We start from the raw sequence: 22,394 nt of genomic DNA, 5'->3' as shown, positions 1-22,394 counted from the left end.
GGCAGCGCATGGCGTTCGTTGAAAGCCGTGTCAGTCCTCGATCCCGTGCGCACGTAGCACATCCGAAATATCGACTCGCCCAATATTGCACCAACCATTGAGCTGCCCACTCAGCCGCAATGGAAATAATGAGTTTTTATTTTTCAATAGCGTGGCCCCTCGCGCCGCTGCTTTGTGGCGAACGGTGGCATTCTCGTGACGAACGGTGGCGTTCACGTGGCGAGCGGCCGACAGGGGCTCACGTTAGGGCCGCATCCCTTGCGGCAGATTCGGGCGGCGCGAGCGCGGCGTGGACGTTCATGAGCGACAGCAGTGCGCCGTTCGCGCAGCAGAGCACGCTCGGCGGCTCGTACCTGTCGTGCGGCTTCGGCGAGGGCATCAAGACCTACGTTGAGATCGGCTACCTGTACTGAGGTTGGCGAGCGCGACGCCGGCGAGGATCACCGCCGCGCCGACGAGACCGTTCGCGGGCAGGTGCTCGCCGGCGAGCCAGCTGCCGAGCGCGATCGCGAGGATCGGATTGATGTACGCATACGTCGAGACCTTGGTCGGCGACGCGTGGTTCATGAGGAACACGAACGCCTGGTACGCGATCAGGTTGCCGAACACGATGAGGTACGCGAGTGCGAGTAGGCCGTCGCCGGTCGGCGCGAGCTGCGCGAGCTCGCCGCGGCCGAGGCCGATCGCGATCAGCGGCAGCGCGCCGAACAGCATCTGATGGCTCGCGATCGTCATCGCGGGCAACTCTCGCAGGCGATGGCGCGCCCACAGGCTGCCCGCGGCCCACGCCACCGCCGCGATCAGCGAGATCGCGATGCCCGACGCGCTCGCGTCGCCGTGCACGGTCGGCACGATCACGATCGCGAGGCCGACGAAGCCGAGCACGAGGCCGAGCGCGCCAAGGCTCGCCGGCCGCTCGCCGCTGGGGAGCAACGCGGCGCCGATCGTGATCCAGAACGGCACCGTCGCGGTGAGCAACGCGACGAGGCCGGACGCGATGCGGTCGGAGGCGATCATCGACAGCGCGCTGCCGCCGACGAACAGCAGGCTGCCCGAGATCGCGAGATCGAGCCAGGTCCGGCGCGGCGCGAGCCCGCCGCCGCGCGCGCGCGACCACGCGAGCAGAATCGCGCCGGCGAACGCCATGCGCACGCCGCTGGTCAGAAACGCAGTGAGTCCGCCGTGCATGGCGACGCGCTGGCCGAGGAACACCGAGCCACCGACGAGGTACATCGCGGCGTACGCGAGGATGATCTGGGCGCGGGACGGTGTCATCGCAATTGGCCTTGCAAGAGGTTGCGAGCGATCACGATGCGCTGGATCTCGCTCGTGCCCTCGAAGATGCGGGTGACGCGCACGTCGCGCAGCGCGCGCTCGACGGGAAAGTCGCGCACGTAGCCGTAGCCGCCGTGGATCTGGAGCGCGGCGTCGCACACCTTCCACGCGTGCTCGGTCGCGAACAGCTTGGCCATCGCCGACGCCTGCGAGTACGACTTGCGCGCTTGCTTGAGCGAGGCGGCGCGCAACGTCATCAGCGACGCCGCGTCGAGCCAGGTCGCGGCGTCGGCGAGCATCGCGCCGATCGCCTGGTGCTCGATGATCGGCTTACCAAACGTCCGGCGCTCGCCGGCGTAGCGCAGGGCGGCCTCGAACGCGCCGCGCGCGATGCCGATCGCCTGCGACGCGATGCCGATCCGGCCGCCGTCGAGGGCGAGCATGGCGAGCGCGAACCCGCCGCCGACCGCGCCGAGCACGGCGTCGTCGCCGACCTCGACGCGATCGAAGACGAGCTGTGCGGTCGATGTGGCGCGCAGGCCGAGCTTGTCCTCGAGCCGCGCGACGGTGATCCCGGGCGCATCGCCGGGGACGACGAACGCGGTGATGCCGCCGCCCGGGCCGCCGGGCGCGACGGGCGGCTGCGTGATCGCCCACACGACGAGGCAGCTCGCGCGATCGCCGGCGGTGACCCACTGCTTGGTGCCGGAGATCTGCCAGCCGTGCGCAGTCCGGGTCGCGAATGTCCGCATCGCGGACGCATCGGAGCCGGCGTCGGGCTCGCTGAGCGCGAACGCGCCGGTCACCGCGTCGCCGGAGATCAGGCGCGGCACCCAACGCGCGGCGAGCTCGGGGCTGCCGCGGGTCGCGATCAGCTCGCCGACCATGTTGGTGAGCGCGCACAGGACTGCGACCGAGGCGTCGCCGCGGGCGAGCTCCTGCATCGCGAGCGAGTACGCGATCGCGCCGGCGTTCGCGCCGCCGAACGCCTCGGGGACGGTGATGCCGAGCAGGCCGAGCGTGCCGAGCGCGCGCAATTCCGTGAGCGGGAATTCGCCATTCGTGTCGCGTGCGGCGGCGTGTGGCGCGAGCACGCGATCGGCGAATTCGCGCGCCTTGCGCTGGACTGACTGCTGGTCTTCGGTCGGCGTGAAGTCCATATGTTTATTGTGGTAGGGCGCGCAATTGATCTTGCAATACGTACTTCTGGATCTTGCCGGTCGCGGTGAGCGGCATCTCGCCGACGACATGTACGCGATCGGGCCAGTACTGCGCCGACATCCCGGCCGCGCGCAGGTGATCGCGGACGTCGGTGAGCGACGGCGCGCGATCGCGCGCGACGATCACCGCACACACCCGCTCGCCGACCTGCGGATCTGGATCGGCGACGAGCGCGACCATCGCGACCTGCGGGTGCGCGGCGAGCGCGGACTCGACCTCAAGCACCGGCACCTTGTAGCCATTGCGCACGATCACGTCCTTGATCCGGCCGACGATGCGGATGCCGCCGCGACCGTCCTCGCGCACGAGATCGCCGGTGTCGAACCAGCCGTCGGCGTCGACTACCGCCGCATACAGATCGGGGCGTTGGAAGTAGCCGAGGCACTGGTTCGCGCCGCGCACGCGCAGGCGGCCGCTGCCGTCGGCGGCGCGGTCGGCGATCTGGACCTCCATCCACGCGCACGGCCGACCATCGCTGTGCGCCGGCCAGTCCGGCGGATCGTCGGGCGCGGTGAACGTCGCGCCACCGATCTCGGTCATTCCCCACAGCGCCTGGACGTGGACCCCGAGTACCTCGCGCACGGCGCCGATCAGGTGCGGTGGCACGGCGGCCGAGCCGGTGACGATCACGCGCAGGCTCGCGAGCGAGCACGGCTTGCGTCGGTAGGCGTCGACAAGGCCGCTCACGTAGTTGGGGATCGCGTAGATGAAGCTGATGTGGTGGCGCTCGATCAAGGCGAGGCCGCGATCGGGATCGCCGAGGTCGGCGAACGCCGCGGTCGCGCCGGCGTGCAGCGGGACGAGGAAGTTGTAGAGAAAGCCGATCATGCCGGTCATGCCCGACGGCGAGTGGACGACGTCGGCGGCGGTGATCTGGGCGCTCTCGCTGACCGCGCGCACGATCGCGTACAGCGTGTTGTACGCGTGGACGACGCCCTTGGGCTCGCCGGTGGTGCCGGAGGTGTACATGACGAGGAAGACATCGTCGGCGGCGGGGGCGCGGCGATCGAGATCGGCGGCGGGGAGCGGCGGCGCGGCGGCGAGCCAGGCGGCGAAATCGAGCTCGCCGGGGTGGGCGTCGTCGAGGTCGATGAAGATGCGATGGCGAAGCGCGGGCAAGCTCGGCGCGAGCTCGCGGAGCAAGTCGCGATGCGAGAACCGCATCCACGTTGCGGGGCCGACGTACACCACTGCCTCGGTGCGCGCGAGGATGAACTCGACCTCGCGCTGGCGGTATTCGGCCGGGATCGGCGCGACCACGGCGCCGATCCGCGCGCACGCGAGCGCGGTGGCGGTGAACTGCCACCACGTCGGCAGCTGGAGCGCGACGATATCCTCGCGGCCGACGCCGAGCGCGATCAGGGCGGCGGCGATGTGGTCGACCTCGCGCGCGAGCTCGCCGTAGGTGATCGCGATCTCGTCCTTGGCGAACGCGCGCGCGGCGATCACGGCCGGCTGATCGGGCGTGCGTGCGGCGGCGGCGCGTAGATCGTCGACGAAGGTGGTGTCGCGCCACCAGCTGTGGGTGCGGTAGCGGGCGCCGTGGCGGTGGGCGGGCTCGTTGAAGAAACGGGCGGTCATGTCGGGACGGCTCCTGCGTCGCGCTCGCGGATCAGCTGATCGCAGTACGCGGTGACTTGTTCGAGCGTGTTGAACATCTCGCCGATATCGAGCTGCACGCCGAGGTCGTCGGCGATCCGGTTGGCGACCTGGACCGCGCTGAGCGAGTTGCCGCCGAGGCTGATGAAGTCGTCGCTTGGCTCGACGCTGTCGACCTTGAGGATCTGGATCCAGTACTTGGCGATGGTGCCCTGCGTGGTCATGACGCGATGCTCCGGATACGAGTGTCGATGAGGGTGCGGATCCTCGCGCCGAGCGCGGTGGCGTGCGGCGGCGCGATCATCGACAGATGATCGCCTCCGACGACTTCGACGTGTAAGGCGCCGCGGTCGCGCCACGCGTGATCGAGATGGGAGGTCGGGCTGCCCGGGAGCGCGTCGGCGGGCGAGAAGAAGTCGATCGCGCCGCCCCACACCGGCGCGGTGTACGCGCGCAGGGCGCGGATGTTGTTCCCCCACACCGCGACGTGGCGGCGGCCGTCCGCGAGGCTGGTGAACGGCAGGGCGACGCCGGCGGCGTGCGCGGAGTCGAGCGTGATCTGGAGTTGCTCGTCGAGCGGGCGGCCGCGCAAGGCGTCGGCGGCGAGCCAGCGCCGGGCCTCGAGGTGGAACACGAGCAGGTCGGCGGGATCAACGGCGACGGGGAGCGCGACGGGGCCGGGCGCGTCGAGGAGGGCACACAGGGCGACGGCGTCGCCGGCGGCGCTGAGCTGACGCGCCATCTCGTACGCGACCGTGCCGCCGAACGACGCGCCGACGAGGAGGAACGGGCCGCCGGGGTGGACGGTGCGCGCGAGCGCGAGGTAGTGGCTGGCCATCGCTTCGATCGAGGCGTGCGGCGGCTCGTCACTGTCGAGGCCGCGCGCGTTGAAGCCGTACATCGTGCGCTCGCCATCGATCGCGCGTGCGAGGTCGCGGTAGGTGAGCGCGCTGCCGCCGCCGCCGTGGATGAAGTAGATGGGCGACTTCGGGCCAGCTTGCAGGCGGATCAGGCAGCTCGCGGCGGTGTCGTCGGCGAGCCGTGCGGCGAGCTCGCTCACGTTCGCGGCCTCGGCGAGCGGCTTGAGCGCGATCGCCCGGCCGAGCGCGGTCTCGAGCCGCGACCGCAGCGTGACGAGGAGCAGCGAGTTGCCGCCGAGCGCGAAGAAGTTATCGTGCCGGCTGACCTGCCGGAGGCCGAGCAACTCCTCCCAGAGAGCGGCGAGGGTCTGCTCGATCTCCCCCTGGGGTGGCTCATAGGCCCGACGTGCGTAAGCCGTGTCGCCGGGTGCGGGCAAGGCCTTGCGGTCGAGCTTGCCGTTGGGCGTCAGGGGCAACGCGTCCAACGGCACGAAGGCCGTCGGAACCATGTAGTCGGGGAGGCAGGCACGGAGGTGGGAACGCAAGGTTGCGGCCAGCTCAGCAGAGACGGCCGTGTCCTCGGGTGCGGTAGTGAGATAGGCGACGAGGCGTTTGTCGCCGGGGGCGTCTTCGCGGGCGAGGACGACGGCCTCGCGCACCACCGGATGTTCCGCCAGGCGCGCTTCGATCTCGCCCAGCTCGATGCGAAAGCCACGGATCTTGACCTGGTGATCGTTGCGGCCCAGGAACACGAGGTTGCCATCCGGCAGGTAGCGCGCCAGGTCGCCGGTCTTGTACATGCGTGCCCCGGGCTCGGCACTGAACGGATCGGGCAGGAAACGTTCGGTGGTGAGATCCTCACGGCGGAAGTAGCCCGCGGCGAGACATTCGCCACCAATGTAGAGGTCCCCGCGTGTGCCGGAGGGCACCGGTTCGAGACGTTCGTCCAGTACGTAATAGCGGGCGTTTTGGATGGGACGCCCATAAGGGATGCTGATCCACGCCGGATCGATCGCATCCACGGGATAGTAGTTGGACCACACCGACGCCTCGGTGGCGCCGCCAAGCCCGATCATCCTGCAGTTTGGCAGGTGCCGAGCGATGGCGGCATGGAATTCCAGGGGGATCCAATCGCCACTGAAAAAGGCAAGACGTAACGTCGGAGCCGACTCGACCTTTCGCAGATCGAGGAACGGAATCAGCTGCTGGAACACGGCCGGTGCCGAATCCCAGAAGGTGATGTCGGACTCCAGCAGCATCGCAGCCAGGGTTTGAGGGTCGGCCAGCTCCTCGCGCGTAGCGATGCGTATACAGCCGCCGGACGCCAGGATGCCGAAGATATCGTAGACAGAAAGATCGAACGACAGCGAAGTGGTGAAAAACAGGACGTCGCCACGGCCAACGGCGAACGTGCTGGCGATCCATTCGATCAGATTGACCACGGGCCGGTGCATACCCATCACCCCCTTCGGCCGTCCTGTCGAACCGGAGGTGTAGATGATGTACGCGAGGTCCTCGGATGCGATCGTAAGGCTCGGGTTGTGCTCCGGCGCATCGGTCGCCAAGAGGGCTGTTACATCGACCAGCGGATGGCTGGCACCCAGCGTCCGGTTGGCTACTTCCTTGGCGGCGGCGTCACAAAGCACCAGTCGGGGCTGTGCGTCGTCGGCAATAAAGCGGATGCGTTCTTCAGGGTAAGCGGGATCGACAGGAACGTAGGCGGCCCCCGCCTTGAGAATGCCAATGAGCGCGACGATGGATGCGGGCTCGCGCGTCACGCACGCGGCGACTCGATCACCCGGGACGACGCCGCGGGCGCGCAACGCGTGAGCCAGGCGGTTGGCCGATCGATTGAGTTCGCCATAGGTCATCACCACATCGCGGCAACGAATGGCCTCGGCGTCGGGAATTGCCGCGCTGCGCGCTTCGAACAGACCATGCAGCGTTGCACCACGGTCGTAGTCGGCCCCGGTATCGTTCCACTGTTGCAGTAGCTGATGGCGTTCGGTCGCACTCAGTATCGAAAGAGACTTCACCGGCGAGGCGGCGTCAGCGACCATCCCCGACACCATGGCGACAAGGTAGTCGCAATGGCGCACGATGGTGGCGTGATCGAACAAGGTGGTGGCATAGCGCAGCGAACCGATGATGCCGCCGTCGGCTTCGCCCAAGGCAAGCTCCAGATCAAACTTGACCCGATCGAAGGGCATGTCGACCGGTTCGGTTCGCAGGCCGGGGAGCTTGAACGATTCCACCTCGCTGTTCTGCCAGGTGAACATGACCTGGAACAGTGGCGTGTGGTCCAGATGTCGCGCGGGCTGGACAACCTCCACGACCTGCTCGAAGGGTAGATCCTGGTGATCCTGGGCGGCTACGGTGGCCTGGCGTACCCGAGCCAGCAGCTCGGCCACGCTGGGGTTATCGGACAGGTCGATACGCAGGGCCAGCGTGTTGACGAAGAAGCCTATCAGCGGCTCGATCTCGACGCGGTTGCGGTTGGCTGTGGGCGTGCCGATGACCAGATCGTCCTCACCGGACAGACGAGCAAGGACGGCCGCCCAGGCCGTCATCAGGGTCATGAACACTGTGGTGCCGTGCTGCTGACTGAAGCGCTTGAGCGCCAGGGTCAGGGCGGCATCCAGCTGGATGGGCACACTGGCGCCGACGAACGATTGCTGCGGCGAACGGGGTCGATTCGTGGGCAGGGTCAACAGGACCGGGGCATCGGCCAGCGTACGGCGCCAATAGTCGACTTGCGTGGCGAGCCGTTCGCCGACGAGCCTTTGACGCTGCCAGACGGCGTAATCGGGGTACTGGATGCTCAGCGGCCGAAGCGGATCGGCCTGTCCTTGCATGAAGGCGGTGTAGAGCGCACTGAGCTCACGGGTCAGCACGCCGATGGACCAACCGTCGGAGACGATGTGATGCTGGGTAAGCACGAAGACATGCTCATGCTCGGCCAAGCGAACGAGGCGGGCACGGATCAAGGGGCCCCGGGCGAGATCGAAGGGGGCGCCGACTTCTTCCTCACACAGGTGTCGAAGGGATGCGTGAGGATCGCTCGTGTCCTGCAGATCATGGTGGCGCAGCGGCAAGCCGATGGTCGGTGACAGCAATGCGATGCGGGGTTGACCCTCGGTTGACACGAAGACCGTGCGCAAGGCCTCGTGCCGAGCCCACAACGTATCCAGACTGCGTTGCCACGCCGGGATATCCAGTGGGCCGTGCAGGTGCATGGTCATCGGAATGTGATAGGCGACACTGATGCTTGCATCGAGCTGCGCGAGGTACCACAAGCGCTGCTGCGCGAACGACAGCGGGAGCGCGCCGGCGCGATCGACGCGCGGGATCGCGCGATCTTCGGTCGGCGAGATCGTCGCAATCGTCGCGATCTTTGCCGCGAGGTCGCGGATCGTCGGCGCCTCGAACAGCGCGCGGACGGGCAGCTCGATCGCGAGCGCCGCGCGCAGCCGCGATACGACTTGGGTGGCGAGCAGGGAGTGGCCGCCGACCTCGAAGAAGCTCTCGATCACGCTGATCCGCTCGATGCCAAGCACGGCCGCCCACACCGCGGCGACCTGCGCCTCGAGCACGGTGTTCGGCGCGACGTATTCGCTGCGATCCTCCTCGGGCCTGGGCAGCGCCTTGCGATCGACCTTGCGGTTCGGCGACAGCGGGATCGCGGGCAGGACCACGATCGCCGCCGGGATCATGTAGTCGGGCAGACGGGCACGCAGGTGATCTTTGATCGCTGCGGTCGTCGGCGCCGCGTCGGTGCACGTCACGTAACCGACGAGGCGCGGCCCGCTGCCGTCGTGGCGAACGATCACCGCTGCCTCGCGGATCGCCGGGTGGCTGCCGAGCGCGGCCTCGATCTCACCCAGCTCGATGCGATAGCCGCGCAGCTTGACCTGATCGTCGGCGCGGCCGAGAAACACGAGCTCGCCGGTCGCGAGGTACTTCGCGCGATCGCCGGTCTTGTACATGCGCTCGCCGGCACCGGCGAACGGATCGTCGACGAAGCGCTCGGCGGTGAGCTCGTCGCGGCCGAGATAGCCGCACGCGACGCCGGCGCCGGCGATCCACGCCTCGCCGGGCACGCCGATCGGCACCGGCTGGCGATCGGCGTCGAGGATGTAGATCCGCACGTTGGCGATCGGCCGGCCGATCGACGGCAGGGTGTCCCACGTCGATGGTGCGCCGGTGAGCGGGAGCTCGCTCGCGAGGTGGGTCTCGGTCGGCCCGTACTGGTTGTACAGCCGGCACGCCGGGAGCTGGGTGAACAGCGCGGCGATCGCCGGTGTGATCCGCAGCTGCTCGCCGGCGGTGATCACCTCGCGCAGCGCGAGACCCGTCGCGGGTCGGCCGTGCGCGGCCTCGGCGAGCTGATGCAAGGCGACGAACGGCAGGAACAGGCGCTCGACGCGCGCGGCGGCGAGCCGGCGCAGCAAGGCGTCGGGATCGCGGCGCTCGTCCTCACTCGCGAGCACGAGGCAGCCGCCGTTGGCCCAGGTCGCGAACAGCTCCTGAAACGACACGTCGAAGCTCGGCGAGGCGAACTGCAAGGTGCGCATCGGCTCGGGCGAGCGCGCGGCCTGCCACGTGATCAAGTTGACCACCGCGCGATGCGGCATCGCCACGCCCTTGGGCGTGCCGGTCGATCCGGACGTGTAGATCACGTACGCGAGATTGTCGGCGCTCGCCGTCAGGCGCTCGGCCACGCGTTCGATCGGCGGCGGGGCCTCGACGAGCAGGATCTCGGCGGCGCTCGCCGGCAAGCCTGCCGCGACGGCCGATTCGCTGATCAAGACCCGCGCCCCGCAATCGCGGATCATCAACGCGAGCCGATCGGCGGGGTACGACGGATCGAGCGGCACGTACGCCGCGCCGGCCTTGAGCACGGCGAGCACCATCGTCGGGAACGCCACGCCGCGCGACAGCGCGAGCGCGACCCGCGCGCCGGGCCCGCAGCCACGCGCGCACAGGATCGCAGCCCAGTGCTCGGCGCGCTGATCGAGTTCGCGGTAGGTGACCGCCTCGTCGCCGGCGAGCACCGCGATCGCGTCCGGCGTGCGCCGGGCCTGCGCATCGAACAGCTCGGCCACGTGCGCGACCCGCGGCGTCGGTGTGTGCGTGCGGTTCCACGCGTAGAGCACGCGATCGCGCTCGGCAGCGCCGAGCAGGGGCAGCGCGGCGACCCGATCGTCGGGCCGCGTGACCGCGGCCTCGAGCAGGACGCGGTAGTGATCGATCATGCGCTCGACGGTCGGCGCGTCGAACAGGTCGGTGTTGTACTCGACCCAGCCGGCGAGCTCGCCGTCCTGCAGCTCCCACGACACCGTCAGATCGAACGTCGCGGTGCCGGCGTCGAGCAGGGTCGGCGCGAGCGTCGACTCGCCCAGCTCGACGTGCGGAAATGGCGTTTGCAGGCCGAACATGACCTCGAAGATCGGCGTGCGGCTGAGGTCGCGGGTCGGCTTGATCGCGTCGACGAGCTGCTCGAACGGCACGTCCTGGTGCGCGTACGCGTCGAGGCACACCGCACGCACGCGCTGAACGAGGTCGCGAAAGCTGCGCTCGCCTTCGACGCCCACGCGAAGCACGAGGGTGTTGGCGAAGAAGCCGACCAGGCCTTCGAGTTCCTGGCGGTTGCGGCCGGCAATCGGCGTGCCGGTCACGACATCGGACTGGCCGGTGTAGCGCCAGAGCAGGACGTCGAATGCGGCGAGCAAGCTCATGTACAAGGTCACGCGCTCGCGACGACTGAAGTCGATGAGCGAGGTGACCAGGCCGCGCGGCAGGCGCGGAAACAGCCGGGCGCCGCGCCCCGAGCGGGTAGCGGGCCGCGGGCGATCCGACGGCAGATCGAGGCCGTCGGGGATGCCGGCGAGCTGCGAGCGCCAGTACGCGAGCTGTGGCGCGAGCGCGTCGGCGGTCATCCAGCCGCGCTGCCACATTGCGAAGTCCGGATACCCCACCGCGAGCGCGGGCAGGCTGGCGCCCGCGCCACGGTAGAACGCCGCCGCTTCGCTGATGAGGATGCCGACCGACCACTGATCGCACACGCTGTGGTGCGCGACGACGATCAGGGCGTGATCGCCGCCGTCGATCGCGAGCAGGTGTGCGCGAACGAGCGGCCCGGTCGCCAAATCGAACGCGCGCTGCGCCAGGCCGCGCGCCACCGTCGCCACGTCCGCCTCGCGGACCTCGTCGATCGGCATCGCCAGCACGAAGTCGTCGTCAACGACCTGCCGCGCCTCGCCGAGCACGTCGGTGAAGTGCGTGCGCAGGGCTGCATGGCGGTTCACCACCGCCTGCAGCGCGTCGCGCAGCGCTGCGCGGTCGAGGCGACCGCGCAAGCGAAACATCACGCTCACGTTGTACGCCGCGCTCCCCGGCTCGAGCTGCTCGATGAACCACAGCCGCTGTTGCATGAACGACAGCGGGACCACCGTGTCCGGCGCGCGGACGGCGAGGGCAGGTGGCACAAAGCGCGGGGAGCGGACGACGCTCACGCCTGGGCGTGCTCCGGGGCGCGCTCGCGGCCATCGAACGCCGCGTCGAGCGCGTCGAAGAACGCGATCCACAGCGACCACATCTCGCGCGCGGCCTCGTGGATCTTGTGGATTTCGATCTCCGATAGCTCGGACGTGATCGCCTCCTGCGCGCTCTCGATGTGGCCGGGCTCCTGGTGTGCGTGGATCGTCACCCACGGCAGCTGCTTCGCGCCGGTGACCCGGCGCACCGATACGCCGATGCCCGACACCATCGCGAGGTCGGCGACCTCGGTGCCGTACAGAAAGCCCAAGCCGGTCCAGCAGTCGGTCGCGGCCTCGCTGTAGCGCTGGACCAGGCGCTCGGTCGCGGGCAGCGGCGCGGCGGCGTTGACCGCCTCGGCCGGAAAGCCGACCGCGGTCATCGTGTCGACGTACACCCGCTCGTGGGCGCGGTCGGGCTTGCCCTCACCGAGTTCCTCCCACAGGATCTTGGATACGGCGGTCTTCATCTCGATGTCGCGCAGGTTCGAGACCAGGCGCGACAGGAAGGTCGGGAAGAAGTGGAGTGGGTGCCACCACTGGCCGAGAAAGCGCGCGACCTGGTCACGATCGAGATCGGGACTCTGCTTCACGCGTGCGAAGAACGGATGGTTGATCAGCTCGGCGCGACGATTGTCTTTCATCAGCGCCTGTCGAATCGTTGGGATCATTGCTGCTACTCCTTATCGAGAGCGTGAAATGAATAAAGGTAATCAGGGCTTGTCCGCGACGAGCACGCCCCACGCGAACTCGCCTTGATCGATCGCGACTTCGATCTCCTGGCACGACGCTGCAAAGCCGAGCATCCAGTCGCGCGCGGCAGGGTTGGCGGTCTCGGCGGCGCGCGCGGTCGCCACCTTGCCGAGTACCTGGTACGTGCGCGCAAGGTGCGGCGACAGCTCGCGCGCGAGCCGGACCCGGAAGCCGACCTGCTCGAGCGCTTGCTGATAGCCGACGAGCGAGTAGCCCGAGGTCCAGCGCACGCGGTCGTACACGTGCTTGCGCGCGCGCGGGCTGATCTCGAGCTTGGGCTGCAGGAAGTCGGAGATCGCCAGCCGACCGCCGGGCGCGAGCACGCGGAACATTTCGGCGTGGCTGCGTGGTTTGTCGGGGATCAAAAACAACGCGTCCTGGCTCACCACGTGGGTGAACTGGCCATCTTCGTACGGCAGCTGGGTCGCGCTGCCGTGGCGAAAGCTCACGCGCTCGGCGACCGCCGGCGGCAGCTCGCCGCGCTTTTGCGCCGCGAACTTGACCCGTTCGAGGCTGAGGTCGAGGCCCTCGCACTGGCACGCGAACCGGCGGGCGAGCGCGAACACGAAGTTGCCGCAGCCGCAGCCGACGTCGAGCACGCGCGACGCCGCCGTGATCTGGGCGTCGTCGCCGAGCAGGCGCGACGTGGCGTCGGCGGCGGCATGGTAGTCGGTGGTGTTGCCGTCGGCGAAGTAGCCGGTGTGCAGCACGCCTTCGCTGTCCCAGAAGCTGAGGTAGTTCTGCGTGCTGGCGTCGAAGAACTGCTCGACGTCGCGCTCGGTGAACGGGGTGGCGGTAGAGAGCATAGGGCCTCGATCAGGTGATGGTGGCGGGATCGACGGTGGTGAGGTGATCGGGCAGGCCGCCGGCCGCGCACGCGCCGCCGTCGACAAGCTGGACGGTGCCGGTGATGAAGCCGGCGCGATCGCTGGCGAGGAACGCGGCGAGCGCGGCGAACTCGCTCGCCTCGCCGACCCGGCCGACCGGGATGTGGTTGGCGAGCGCGCGCATGCTCGCTTCGCAGTCGCCGGCGAACCGCGGCGCCATCTGCGCGGCGAGGCGCTCGATCGGGCCGGTGCGTAGGTAGGCGGGGGCGAGCACGTTCACGGTCACGCCTGACGCGCCCAGCTCGGCGACCAGGCCGTGCGCGAACCGAACGAGCCCCGCGCGCGCCACGCCCGAGAGGGTGAGATCGCCGATGCTGCGCACGACGGTCTCCGACGTGATGATCAAGAGCCGGCCCCAGCCTTGCGCACGCAGGTGCGGTAGGGTGGTGAGCGCGAGCTGGATCGCCGGAAACAGCGAGGTATCGGCGGCGGCGCGGTACGCGGCGAGGTCGAACTGGCTCGGATAGCCGGCGGGCGGACCACCGTTGTTGGTGACCACGATGTTGAGCCTGCCAAACTCCTGCACCACGCTGTCGACCCACGGCGGGATCGCGGCGGCCTCGCGCACGTCGACCCGCGCGGCCATCACGCGGCCCTTACCTAGCGAGCGCAGGCGATCTTCGGCGGCGGCGAGCCGCTCCGGATCGCGGCCGCAGATCGCGACGTGCGCGCCTTCCTTGACCAGCTCGTGGGCGATCGCGAACCCGAGGCCGCCCGAGCCGCCAGCGACGAGCGCGACCTTATCGTGCAGACCTAGATCCACGTTTACTCTCGAGAGTGGGAGATGCGTTGTTGGTGAGCGCGTAGCCGTACTGCCGCATGAGCGGCCACGCCAGCGCGACGGTGGCGAGCTTGTCGCGCGCCGGCAGCTCGGCCTTCCATTTGCTGTCGTCGGGGCGGATCACGGTCGGCCCGGAGCGGAATCGATCGGGGTTGCCGGTCACGGTGTGGTTGGGGTGGAGATCGGCGGTGCGGTCGCGCAGCGGCAAGGTGCGCGCGTCGCTGCCGACGAGCTCGACGAGCTGGCGCAAGGTGGCGGCCGGATCGGCGATGAAGTCTTCGTAGCGGAGGAAGATCGAGCGCTCGGGGTAGTGCGAGACGAGCGCGCGCGACGCGAGGTTGAACGTGAGCCAGTATGCCGTGCTGCGCAGCGCCGAGACGGTGTAGACGTACTCTTTCTGGCGCATCCACGAGTGCGCGGTCGCGCGCGGATCGCGCACGAGGTGGACGTAGTACGGCTCGATGCCGTCGACGTGCTCAAGGAGCGCGGCCTCGCCGGGGATCTTCGTGCTGTCGACGATCACTTTGCAGCCGGTGGTGTCGGCGATCACGCGGTACGTGCGCGCCATGATGTCGGCGTGGGTTCGGCGGTCGCCTCGCAGCGCGCCGTCGCGGAGCACACGCCACGTGTACCGCGTGCGGATCGCCTTGACCTGGCGCGCGACGACCTCGCGCGCGTGATCCTCGGCGGCGCGGCCGGCGGGGCGCTCGAGGTCGAGCACGCGCGACCAGATCGGGCACGCCACTAGGTCGAGGCCGCAGCCGCACTTGGTGTTCGAGCCCTTGCCGTACGCGTTCTTCCACAGGAAGTGGAGCTCACCGACGTGGAAGAAGCCTTCGACCTCGTTGAGCAAATTGCCAATGATCGTGCTGCCGTTGCGGCACCAACCATTGATCGATAACACCTTGATCGTCATGTTCAGGCGAGGGCCGCGATCGAGAAGTGGGTGGGCAGGTGGATGGCGAGCGCGGTCTTGATCTCGCCGCGCACGGCGAGGCCGTCGCGCGCGAACGTGCCCTCGGGCGGGTGATCGAACGCGATCGTCGAACGCTGGCTGTCGAAGATCGTCGCGCCGGCATAGAAGTCGCCGACGATCGCCTGGCCGGCGTTGATCATCCGCGTGCGCACGATGCGGATGCCTAGGTTGGCGAGCCCGGTGAGCACGTCCTGGCGCGGGAACAGGTACTGGAAATAATCGGCGGGGTTCATCACGATGCCATCGGCCGAGCCGCCCATCTGCTCGACGTGCTCGCATGCGGCGAGCAGCGAGGTGACCGGGTCGGCGAGCGCGGGCAGGCGGCGGAGGTTGGGCATCTCGAGCAGTCCGCGCATGTGATCGCCGCCCTTGCCAAGCGCGAGCGACTGGTTCTCGGCGGTGCCGAGGCGGACGAGGAGGCGAAAGTCGATGAAGGTGGCGAGCGCCACCGGATCGGCGAGCAGGGCCTCGGGGATCTGCACCCACGCGCGGGTCGGTTGGAGCGGGACCTTGCCACACTGGAAGTCGAAGCCGGCCTCGAGGCGGAGCGCTTCGTCGTGCACGCGCTTGGCGGCCTCGGCGGGGCGGGTCTCGAAGAAGTGCGTGGCCTCGGGGCCTTCGGCTTTCACGATCTTGAACAGCGCGCGCATCGCGATCCGCGGCCGGCGCCGGAAGCCGGGGAAGCTATCGGTGATCGTGATCGGGAAGTCGACGCGCGCCGACGTGCCGGCCTCGGCGTATGCCGAGGCGAACGCCTGGCCCGGGGTGGGGCCGGCGGGCTCGGCGGACGGCGGGATGGCGGGCGCGGCCAGCGATGAAGAAGAGTGGGGCGAATACATGGTGTCCTCGGGCGCGTGGGTTACTTGGCTTCGGCGGTCTCGACGACGTCGGCCGATCGCGGCGCGAGGTCGGCGTGCGAGGAAGCGCGGCGTTGCATGACCTTGCGGATCGCGCGGATCAGATCGTCGCAGTCGGCGCGGGTCAGGGTCGGCGACATCGGGATGTCGATCGCGTGCGACAGGTGCTGCGTGGTCGCCGGCAACAGGGCGCGGATCTCGGCCGGGCTCTTGCCGCGGAACAGGAACCGCCAGTTCCAGAAACAGCGCACGTTGGGATCGTTGGCCGAAGCGAGGGCGCGCGCGTCCACGCCTTCGCTGCGCAGCGCGGCGGCGACCTGCACCACGTGATCATTGCTGACGTGCGGGAGGCGGAAGATCAGCGAGTCGCCCAGGTAGCTGCCCGGGATGACCGGCTGGCGCACACTGATGCGCTCGAGGTCCGCGATCTGATCGACGACATAGTCGTAATTGCTGCGCAAGATCTCGAGTCGGCGCGGCAAGCGCGCCATTTCCGCGTGGGCGAGCGCGGCGCGGATCTCGTCCATGCGGAAGCTAAAGAGTGGGTAGTCGAGATCGCAGATCTCGGGCGGCGGACCCGCGAAGTGACGCTTGAAACGCCCTTCATAGGCACCGGAGAGCACCACCGCCTTGGCGAACTGCGTGGCATCGCGGCATACGAGAAAGCCACCTTCGCCGGTATTCAATGACTTATCCGATTGTGTGCTGAATGCCCCGGCGTCACCGAACGTGCCGGTGTGCTTGCCGCCGGCGACGAGGCCGAGCGAGGGCACCGCGTCCTCGACGACCGGGATGTTCCACTTGTTGGCGACGGCGAGGATCGCGGGCATGTCGCTCGCGAAGCCGCGCATGTGGACGACCACGATCGCGCGCACTGCCGGCGACATCTTGCGCTCGAGATCGGCGACGTCGAAGTGCAGGTTGTGATCGCACTCGATCAGGAGCGGCCGGCCGCCGGCGAGCATGATCGCGCTCGGCGTCGCCGCGAACGTGAAGCCCGGGCACGCGACGAGCGCCCCCGGCTCGAGCTCGAGCGACATCAGGCCCAGGGCGATCGCCGCCGTGCCGCTCGACACCGCGAGCGCGTGCGGCACGCCGAGGTAGCGGCGGAGTGCGGCCTCGAAGCGGCCGGTCTCGGTATCGTTGTACGCCCGATAGTCATATCGGAAATACAGCCGATTCGCCAACGCCTGGCGCGGCGCACCCAGGTCCTCATCGTCGACGAAGACATTGCCCTTGTCGTAGGTTGGCCAAGGCAATGTTCGAACCGCTTTGTCCATATGCTCTCCTGCAAGCGCAGCTCAACCGGACAAACGGTTGCGCCCGACCTTCTGGTTAAGTTCGACAATCCCGGCGATAAGCACCAGGTCGCTTATAGATGCGCGCCCCGCCTCCGCTTGAGGCCAGCCGCGAAAGAATCGATTCGAGCGCCATTACGAAGCGACTTTGCCGGTGTCGCGCAGGCGCCCGGTCCGACGTCGCAACGGCGCGCTGGAATGCGTGTGAAGGGGAACGTGGTTGGGGAACACGTACGGCTGCAGCAGGCGGTAACACATAAACCGAGCTGCATACGCCACCTGTCGATTTCTCCCCGCGGCCGCCAGTGCACCGCCACATCACTTCGCATCGACAACGCCCCCTGTCTGCATCAGTGGTGGCGAACGTACCAGTGTTTCAAAATAGTGAAATCTAGGTGTAACCCTAGGTTTCATCGTCAGCGGAAGCGAAAGTGAAGTGAAGGTGAAGTGAAGAGAGCATGACGAAAGTAATCAAGAGATCATGACTGCGTGAATTGGATGTGGCGGACTCGAGATCTCCGGATGGGATATCCGGATTCGAAATACGATCTGCCTCATAGATCTGAGGCGATCTGCCGCACTGATCATTGCGCCATTCGGGGGCGACCGCAGCGGTGACAATCCTTCGAGTTGGCTTGACTACGGGCCGATCTTCTCGCTGGTCTATGACAGCGTAGGTGATCCCCTCAGCCGCGTGTTCTCCGTCTCCAGTTCCTTCAGGCGCTTGGCGTCCGGCACGCTCATCCCCCGAACTTGCTGCGCCACAGGTCACAGCCGAATCAGGATGTCGGCGCTTTCGTAGGTGGAAAGCACCTGCCATTCGTAGGAATCCAATGACTTCATCCCATCCAGGCAGTGCCTTGGTTATTACGTTCAAGATGTGCTGCTTTGGCGCGGTCAGCGTTACTTAGCATTGGATCTGGGTGGTTTTCGTAGACGGATTGCCCAATCGGGGAGCGGAAATCCGTTCGACATACGCGCCGCGTTGATGGCCAATCGCTCCGCCAAACGCTTTGCTAACTCATCCCTTGATAAATCGGCTGGCGGGGCCTCTTCACCCTGTATTGGCAGTTGAGCAAGGATGTTTTCCTTTGAAGTCTTGTCGAGACTGGACAAGAAGAAATCGTAAAGTTCGAGAACATTGCTAACGGATCCACCTGGAGGTCGCAGTTCTCCCAAGAATGTTTCTGGATAACGGCGCCACGCTGATATTTCGTTATCGGACAATGGGACGTACCAAATGACCTGACTTCGATCATCGAGTTGGATGACGGCGGCGGCTTTGCGTTCTGTCTCCATGAGGCAGGCGTCCGTCAGCGTTCCGAACTTACCGGGTTCAATTTCGTATTTTCGCCCGATCAACAGGCGGTTTTCTTGGCCCATCAACTCTGGAATCTCGCCGTCAAAAGTTGATGGGATATCCGTGTGCTCTGCCATAGATTTGCTAAGTGCCTCCACCTCAGGGCGCCGATCTCTTCGCTCGATGGCTTCGTGAAGTGGCATGGCCGTTCCCGTTCGGTAGTCGTCCATCTTGAAGCCCTCTATGGCTCCTCCTGCATCGGGAACGAGAGTGTCCAGATGGTGATGATCGGGATAGTTGGTGATAATGATGATGGCGGGCGGTAGTTTGCGACTCTCAGGGGCCCCCTCAAACCTGCGCAGACAACCTACGGCCCAATCGCGCCAGTCAGAACTGTTCTTATCGGTTTTAACCTTTGCAGGGGTGTTCAAGTCTACAAAGATGATCCGTTGCTTGTCCGTCGATTTCCTGAGGGCGTTGGATACCAAGGCCAAAAATTTCCCCAACCCCTTTGCTGCATCCTTAGTTGTTTTCGGCTGCCGTATCTTACATTCGACCCAGAACTGGCGACCCGTCTGCGGGAACGTGGCTGCGAACTCGCCATGCGTGTTTGTGCCCAGCGTCTCGTCTTCCCATTCGAGGAAAAACCCAGCGCGCAAAAGCATGGCCGCGATCCGTACTTCATAACGCGCCCCCACAAACTGATCCGGGTGGCGAAGCCGGCGCAGCAGGCGTTGCCATGTTTCGGGCTTGGGGACGCTGGCGATGTTGTGCTCGATGGTATAAAGATCGTAAGCCAGTCCGAGATACGCCCGAACAACGCCGTGTGCAGGCATGGCCGTGATGACACCGTGGCCTTTGGAATGCTGCCGCTGCAACTCGCCGACGGCCGCGTACCAACGGATCAACGGGTGCCGCTCCTCTGGTTGCTTCGCCATTTCGGCGTTGCCCCACGCGGAATCCAGGGTAAGTTTGATGTAGTCATGAAGAAAGTCAGTGAACGTGTTCCATCGCCCCTGAAATCTTTGGCGTCCGACGATGACAATGCGTAAATCTCCAATTGCCGTCGAAATGATCGGTCGCCCCTTACCTTGCTGCCGTTCGCGTTGGATTTTCAGGACAGCCGCTTGTTTTTGGGCGTTCTTTGCCACCAGTGTGATGATTTCCTGATAATCCGGGCGACCATGGCAGCGCTTGTATTTCTTGCCACTGTTGCAGGGACAAGGATCATTTCGACCAATCTTGCTCATGAGGCGGTGGCCTTCACCGTTCGCTGTGGTTACCCCGGCAGCCCAGGCATTTGCGGTAAGGCCCCCAACGCCCCTCCCGGATGCTCCCCAACAGGCAACCGCAGTTCGAGCAGCTGAGGCTCTTTCCTTCCTTCCATCGCCAGATCCTCGTGGCCTGAACGGCAAAAAGGGCCGCGCACACCGCGGCCGTCACCAGGGTGATCGGCCAGGAAAGATCGGACAACAGGGGCGGGGCGCCCATGTGCACAAAGGCATCGTTGAACGCCGAGACCGCCATGGCGATTGGAGCGGCGGCGATTATGGGGAGAAAGCAGATCGCCAGCAGCCGCAGGCACATTTTGTCGACGTTGGACATGGAGCCCCCTGAGGTTGCCCGCCTGGGCGTCGTTGGGCCGGGCGGGACGTTGGACAAGACCTCCGGCATGTTCCGCCAGAGAGGTCTCAGGAGCTGAGACCTTTCTGAGTAAAATCGATCCATGGACACAGGAGCCTTGGACCCATGGAATACGATCATCTGTCTTTTGAAGGCTTTGACGACGCCACGGCCAGCAACTTGGATACGCTTGCGCACCATGCTCGGCAGGCACCCCAGCGAGACGCCGAGTCTGTTCAACTTTTGATTGAGAGCGTCGTTGGCATCCACAGGATGTTGCCCCAACCCATTCGCTCGATGATTTCAGTGCACGAATGCCATGTCGGCGATCGACACATGCGCATGAAGCCCGAACAACTGGCCCAATTATGGGGGGCAATCACCGCCGAACTGCGGGCCGGATTGGACCGGGTGATCGAGTCGCGAGCGGATCTGCTGGCTGACAAGCAGGGGTTGGCCGACCGGCGCATCACTCAGGGCGAGAAAATCTTGGCCACCTTAGACGAGTTCAGTACGAACGAATTGTCCGAAGAGTTTGCCCGTCGCCTCGAACACGAGGGTATGGGGAGCGGTGTCGCGGGGGAAGCACGAAGGCTTCAAAAGTTGTTTGTAAAAAAGAACATCCAAGACTTTGATGCCCACAAACGAGAGATCCATCGAACGCTGGATCGCATCAAGAGAATCGCTGATGGGCTGCACGGCCGACCCGGTGGCTATGGCATCTAGGTTTGTTGTCGCGGTGTTGCCGCGGGATATGGGTAGCAGGGTGTGATGAGGCTACCCGATTGCCGTTGTACATAAATAAATGGAGATGGAAATGCCGGCTCCGCTGAGGGTCTATCTGGATAGCCAGGATTTTTCGCGTCTGTCCGCGATGCATGCGGAGGCTGCCGAATATCTGCCAGTCAAAAAGGCACTGCTCGATTTGCGGCACCGTGGCGTCGCGGAGTTCGTGTTCAGCGACATCCATATCTTTGAATGCCTCCCTGTGGAACAGACGCATGGGCAGGAGGGTCAGGCGAGAATCGATGTCCTTGTTGAGTTGTGCGGGCGGAACAATCTGCCCGCGTTTGGCAATGTCATCGAATATGAACTGAAGAAACTGGCTGCGGCGAAAGGGTACTACCGCCACCCCGTACGCCTGTCAAAAGACTGGTTCCCAGAGGTTGAGATTGACCTCAGTGCGTTTGACAGGGATACGACCATGAAGGTCGATGCCGCCAAGTACCAGGGCACCTCCCGCGCGCAGCGACGGGTTGCGCTGAAGAATGCCAGGAAGAAACGCCGAAGCATGACCATGGAGGAGGCAAATCACGCAGGCCTCCAGGACATCTTGGCGAGGTTTCCGGTACGAAAGGCCGACGTTCCAAGGATGCTCGGAATCTTTCGAGGGACGGTTAGCCAAAGGGAACTCATTCATGTCATTAGAGAGGGTCTCAGTGATGTCGCCTCCTTCTGCAGGTGGATCATTGAGCACTGGGCGGAGGGCGAATCATTTGTTCGTATCCTTCGGGATGTCGCCGTGAACTTCCATGCATCCATGGTCTGGCTTTACGATGAAATGCGTGGCTTGCACCAGCAAGCAAAGGGGATCCACACCGGCGAGGAGATGAGTGTCTTGGTCGGCGCCATGTTCGAAGAGACGCGCGAGCGTTTCCTCTCAAGTGGGCCGGGGTCGCTCGCTGAGCAGTTGTTGAGCATTGACGTTCCTGTTAGAGGGCTACGGATGAGCCCGGAGGAAACGCCATCGCTCTATTCGGCTTTTGATTACCTGTCGCGCGTCCTGTTTCAGTCAGCGCCAGAAAAAAATGCTAGGAACCCCCGCAAAAAGAAGCCCAGCGATTTTTTAGACGGGATGCATGCCATTTTCTTGCCGATGGTGGACGTCTTTCGTGCAGATGCGCAATCGCAGGCACTGCTGAGTCAGCAGGGCGAGAAGCAGCGAGACAAGCTTGCGCCATCGCTCAAAGACCTGCCGGCATTTATTGAACGCAAGGCAGCGAGTCGAGCCGGCAAACAACAGATGGACTAAAGGGGATATTGGCAATGGTGAGTCCGGTGAAGATCACCACTTGTTGCGGCAACAACAACACGCTGTCGTCCAACGACGCGACTTCGCGCAGAAGCAGGTCGGTGGAAACAGCCGGAATGCGTTTCATGCCTGATGTTTGTCCACACCATCGATTCAATGCCGTAGCGCGCCGCATGCCACCCGGCCCAGTAACGCAGCGCACTGGCGTAGCTGCGCGTCGTGTCCGCCGCCGCCGCTTCGGCCAGCAGTTCACGCACCGCATCGGCGGCCTGCTCGGCTAGTTAGATCGGCAACGTCAGGCTGGAAGCCGGTTGTGCGAGGGTCGGAAAAGTGGAATTATCATTCATACTATGTAATGTATATTATGAAATAGGACATCTGGCCGCGATAATCATC

Annotated in this window: 15 protein-coding genes and 2 pseudogenes; 2 read left to right on the top strand and 15 right to left on the bottom strand. The window is 65.9% G+C overall.

The genetic code is table 11. The features are described from left to right. Window positions 1-378: 378 nt before the first annotated feature. From EKH80_RS02965 to EKH80_RS23930, 14 genes and pseudogenes are all read right to left on the bottom strand, one after another. A complete protein-coding gene (locus tag EKH80_RS02965) occupies window positions 379-1,275 on the bottom strand; it encodes an EamA family transporter (protein ID WP_126683246.1) in 897 nt (298 codons plus the stop codon). Then, a complete protein-coding gene (locus EKH80_RS02960; RefSeq protein WP_126683245.1) occupies window positions 1,272-2,435 on the bottom strand; it encodes an acyl-CoA dehydrogenase family protein in 1,164 nt (387 codons plus the stop codon). Before EKH80_RS02960 ends, EKH80_RS02965 begins: the two co-directional genes overlap by 4 nt. A gap of 4 nt (window positions 2,436-2,439) precedes the next feature. Next, window positions 2,440-4,077, bottom strand: a complete 1,638-nt coding sequence (locus EKH80_RS02955) for an AMP-binding protein (RefSeq protein WP_126683244.1) — start codon at window positions 4,075-4,077, stop codon at window positions 2,440-2,442. Beyond that, window positions 4,074-4,319, bottom strand: coding sequence for a phosphopantetheine-binding protein (locus EKH80_RS02950; protein ID WP_126683243.1), 246 nt, complete (start codon window positions 4,317-4,319; stop codon window positions 4,074-4,076). The genes EKH80_RS02955 and EKH80_RS02950 overlap by 4 nt, the downstream gene beginning before the upstream one ends. After that, entirely contained in the window at window positions 4,316-11,470 is a 7,155-nt protein-coding gene (locus EKH80_RS02945) for an amino acid adenylation domain-containing protein (protein ID WP_126683242.1), read from the bottom strand. The genes EKH80_RS02950 and EKH80_RS02945 overlap by 4 nt, the downstream gene beginning before the upstream one ends. Continuing rightward, on the bottom strand, window positions 11,467-12,162 hold the full coding sequence (locus EKH80_RS02940) for an iron-containing redox enzyme family protein (protein ID WP_126683241.1): 696 nt from the start codon (window positions 12,160-12,162) through the stop codon (window positions 11,467-11,469). Before EKH80_RS02940 ends, EKH80_RS02945 begins: the two co-directional genes overlap by 4 nt. 42 nt (window positions 12,163-12,204) lie before the next feature. Beyond that, window positions 12,205-13,050, bottom strand: coding sequence for a class I SAM-dependent methyltransferase (locus EKH80_RS02935; protein WP_126683240.1), 846 nt, complete (start codon window positions 13,048-13,050; stop codon window positions 12,205-12,207). Between the two features lie 10 nt (window positions 13,051-13,060). Continuing rightward, on the bottom strand, window positions 13,061-13,894 hold the full coding sequence (locus tag EKH80_RS02930) for an SDR family oxidoreductase (RefSeq protein WP_126683239.1): 834 nt from the start codon (window positions 13,892-13,894) through the stop codon (window positions 13,061-13,063). Beyond that, window positions 13,872-14,828 (bottom strand): sulfotransferase, encoded by a 957-nt coding sequence (locus tag EKH80_RS02925; RefSeq protein WP_230473382.1) that lies wholly within the window; start codon window positions 14,826-14,828, stop codon window positions 13,872-13,874. The genes EKH80_RS02930 and EKH80_RS02925 overlap by 23 nt, the downstream gene beginning before the upstream one ends. Before the next feature lie 2 nt (window positions 14,829-14,830). Then, window positions 14,831-15,727 (bottom strand): family 3 encapsulin nanocompartment shell protein, encoded by an 897-nt coding sequence (locus EKH80_RS02920; RefSeq protein WP_126683238.1) that lies wholly within the window; start codon window positions 15,725-15,727, stop codon window positions 14,831-14,833. A 20-nt stretch (window positions 15,728-15,747) separates the two neighbouring features. Next, window positions 15,748-17,025 carry a DegT/DnrJ/EryC1/StrS family aminotransferase gene (locus tag EKH80_RS02915; protein WP_126683237.1) on the bottom strand — a complete coding sequence of 426 codons (1,278 nt, stop codon included), beginning with the start codon at window positions 17,023-17,025 and terminating at the stop codon, window positions 15,748-15,750. A gap of 702 nt (window positions 17,026-17,727) precedes the next feature. Then, window positions 17,728-17,863 (bottom strand): annotated as a pseudogene (locus EKH80_RS24020) (IS3 family transposase); the annotation flags it as partial. Between the two features lie 83 nt (window positions 17,864-17,946). Next, window positions 17,947-19,593 (bottom strand): YecA family protein, encoded by a 1,647-nt coding sequence (locus EKH80_RS24015; RefSeq protein WP_230473381.1) that lies wholly within the window; start codon window positions 19,591-19,593, stop codon window positions 17,947-17,949. A 13-nt stretch (window positions 19,594-19,606) separates the two neighbouring features. Beyond that, the gene (locus EKH80_RS23930) at window positions 19,607-19,948 is read right to left on the bottom strand and encodes a hypothetical protein (protein ID WP_196240337.1); all 342 of its coding nucleotides are present in this window, start codon (window positions 19,946-19,948) and stop codon (window positions 19,607-19,609) included. 144 nt (window positions 19,949-20,092) lie between these two features. On the opposite strand from EKH80_RS23930, the gene EKH80_RS02905 reads away from it, so the two are divergent. After that, complete coding sequence (locus EKH80_RS02905) at window positions 20,093-20,692, top strand: hypothetical protein (protein ID WP_126683236.1); 600 nt, start codon at window positions 20,093-20,095, stop codon at window positions 20,690-20,692. Between the two features lie 91 nt (window positions 20,693-20,783). Beyond that, entirely contained in the window at window positions 20,784-21,998 is a 1,215-nt protein-coding gene (locus tag EKH80_RS02900) for a hypothetical protein (protein WP_126683235.1), read from the top strand. A 152-nt stretch (window positions 21,999-22,150) separates the two neighbouring features. On the opposite strand, the pseudogene EKH80_RS24010 reads toward EKH80_RS02900, so the two are convergent. Further along, window positions 22,151-22,345, bottom strand: a pseudogene (locus EKH80_RS24010) (integrase); the annotation flags it as partial. Window positions 22,346-22,394 lie beyond the last annotated feature (49 nt).

It is taken from the genome of Dyella choica (genome assembly GCF_003977665.1).
GTDB classification, from domain to species: Bacteria; Pseudomonadota; Gammaproteobacteria; order Xanthomonadales; family Rhodanobacteraceae; genus Dyella_B; species Dyella_B choica.
Note: the sequence above shows the minus strand (reverse complement) of the source record. Positions and strands in the feature narration are given on the sequence as shown.

What these genes read in the sequence shown, in the direction of transcription:
- EKH80_RS02965 (WP_126683246.1), bottom strand. Translation starts at nt 1,275, where the DNA reads ATGACACCGTCCCGCGCCCAGATCATCCTCGCGTACGCCGCGATGTAC.
- EKH80_RS02960 (WP_126683245.1), bottom strand. Translation starts at nt 2,435, where the DNA reads ATGGACTTCACGCCGACCGAAGACCAGCAGTCAGTCCAGCGCAAGGCG.
- EKH80_RS02955 (WP_126683244.1), bottom strand. Translation starts at nt 4,077, where the DNA reads ATGACCGCCCGTTTCTTCAACGAGCCCGCCCACCGCCACGGCGCCCGC.
- EKH80_RS02950 (WP_126683243.1), bottom strand. Translation starts at nt 4,319, where the DNA reads ATGACCACGCAGGGCACCATCGCCAAGTACTGGATCCAGATCCTCAAG.
- EKH80_RS02940 (WP_126683241.1), bottom strand. Translation starts at nt 12,162, where the DNA reads ATGATCCCAACGATTCGACAGGCGCTGATGAAAGACAATCGTCGCGCC.
- EKH80_RS02935 (WP_126683240.1), bottom strand. Translation starts at nt 13,050, where the DNA reads ATGCTCTCTACCGCCACCCCGTTCACCGAGCGCGACGTCGAGCAGTTC.
- EKH80_RS02925 (WP_230473382.1), bottom strand. Translation starts at nt 14,828, where the DNA reads ATGACGATCAAGGTGTTATCGATCAATGGTTGGTGCCGCAACGGCAGC.
- EKH80_RS02920 (WP_126683238.1), bottom strand. Translation starts at nt 15,727, where the DNA reads ATGTATTCGCCCCACTCTTCTTCATCGCTGGCCGCGCCCGCCATCCCG.
- EKH80_RS02915 (WP_126683237.1), bottom strand. Translation starts at nt 17,025, where the DNA reads ATGGACAAAGCGGTTCGAACATTGCCTTGGCCAACCTACGACAAGGGC.
- EKH80_RS24015 (WP_230473381.1), bottom strand. Translation starts at nt 19,593, where the DNA reads ATGAGCAAGATTGGTCGAAATGATCCTTGTCCCTGCAACAGTGGCAAG.
- EKH80_RS23930 (WP_196240337.1), bottom strand. Translation starts at nt 19,948, where the DNA reads ATGTCCAACGTCGACAAAATGTGCCTGCGGCTGCTGGCGATCTGCTTT.
- EKH80_RS02905 (WP_126683236.1), top strand. Translation starts at nt 20,093, where the DNA reads ATGGAATACGATCATCTGTCTTTTGAAGGCTTTGACGACGCCACGGCC.
- EKH80_RS02900 (WP_126683235.1), top strand. Translation starts at nt 20,784, where the DNA reads ATGCCGGCTCCGCTGAGGGTCTATCTGGATAGCCAGGATTTTTCGCGT.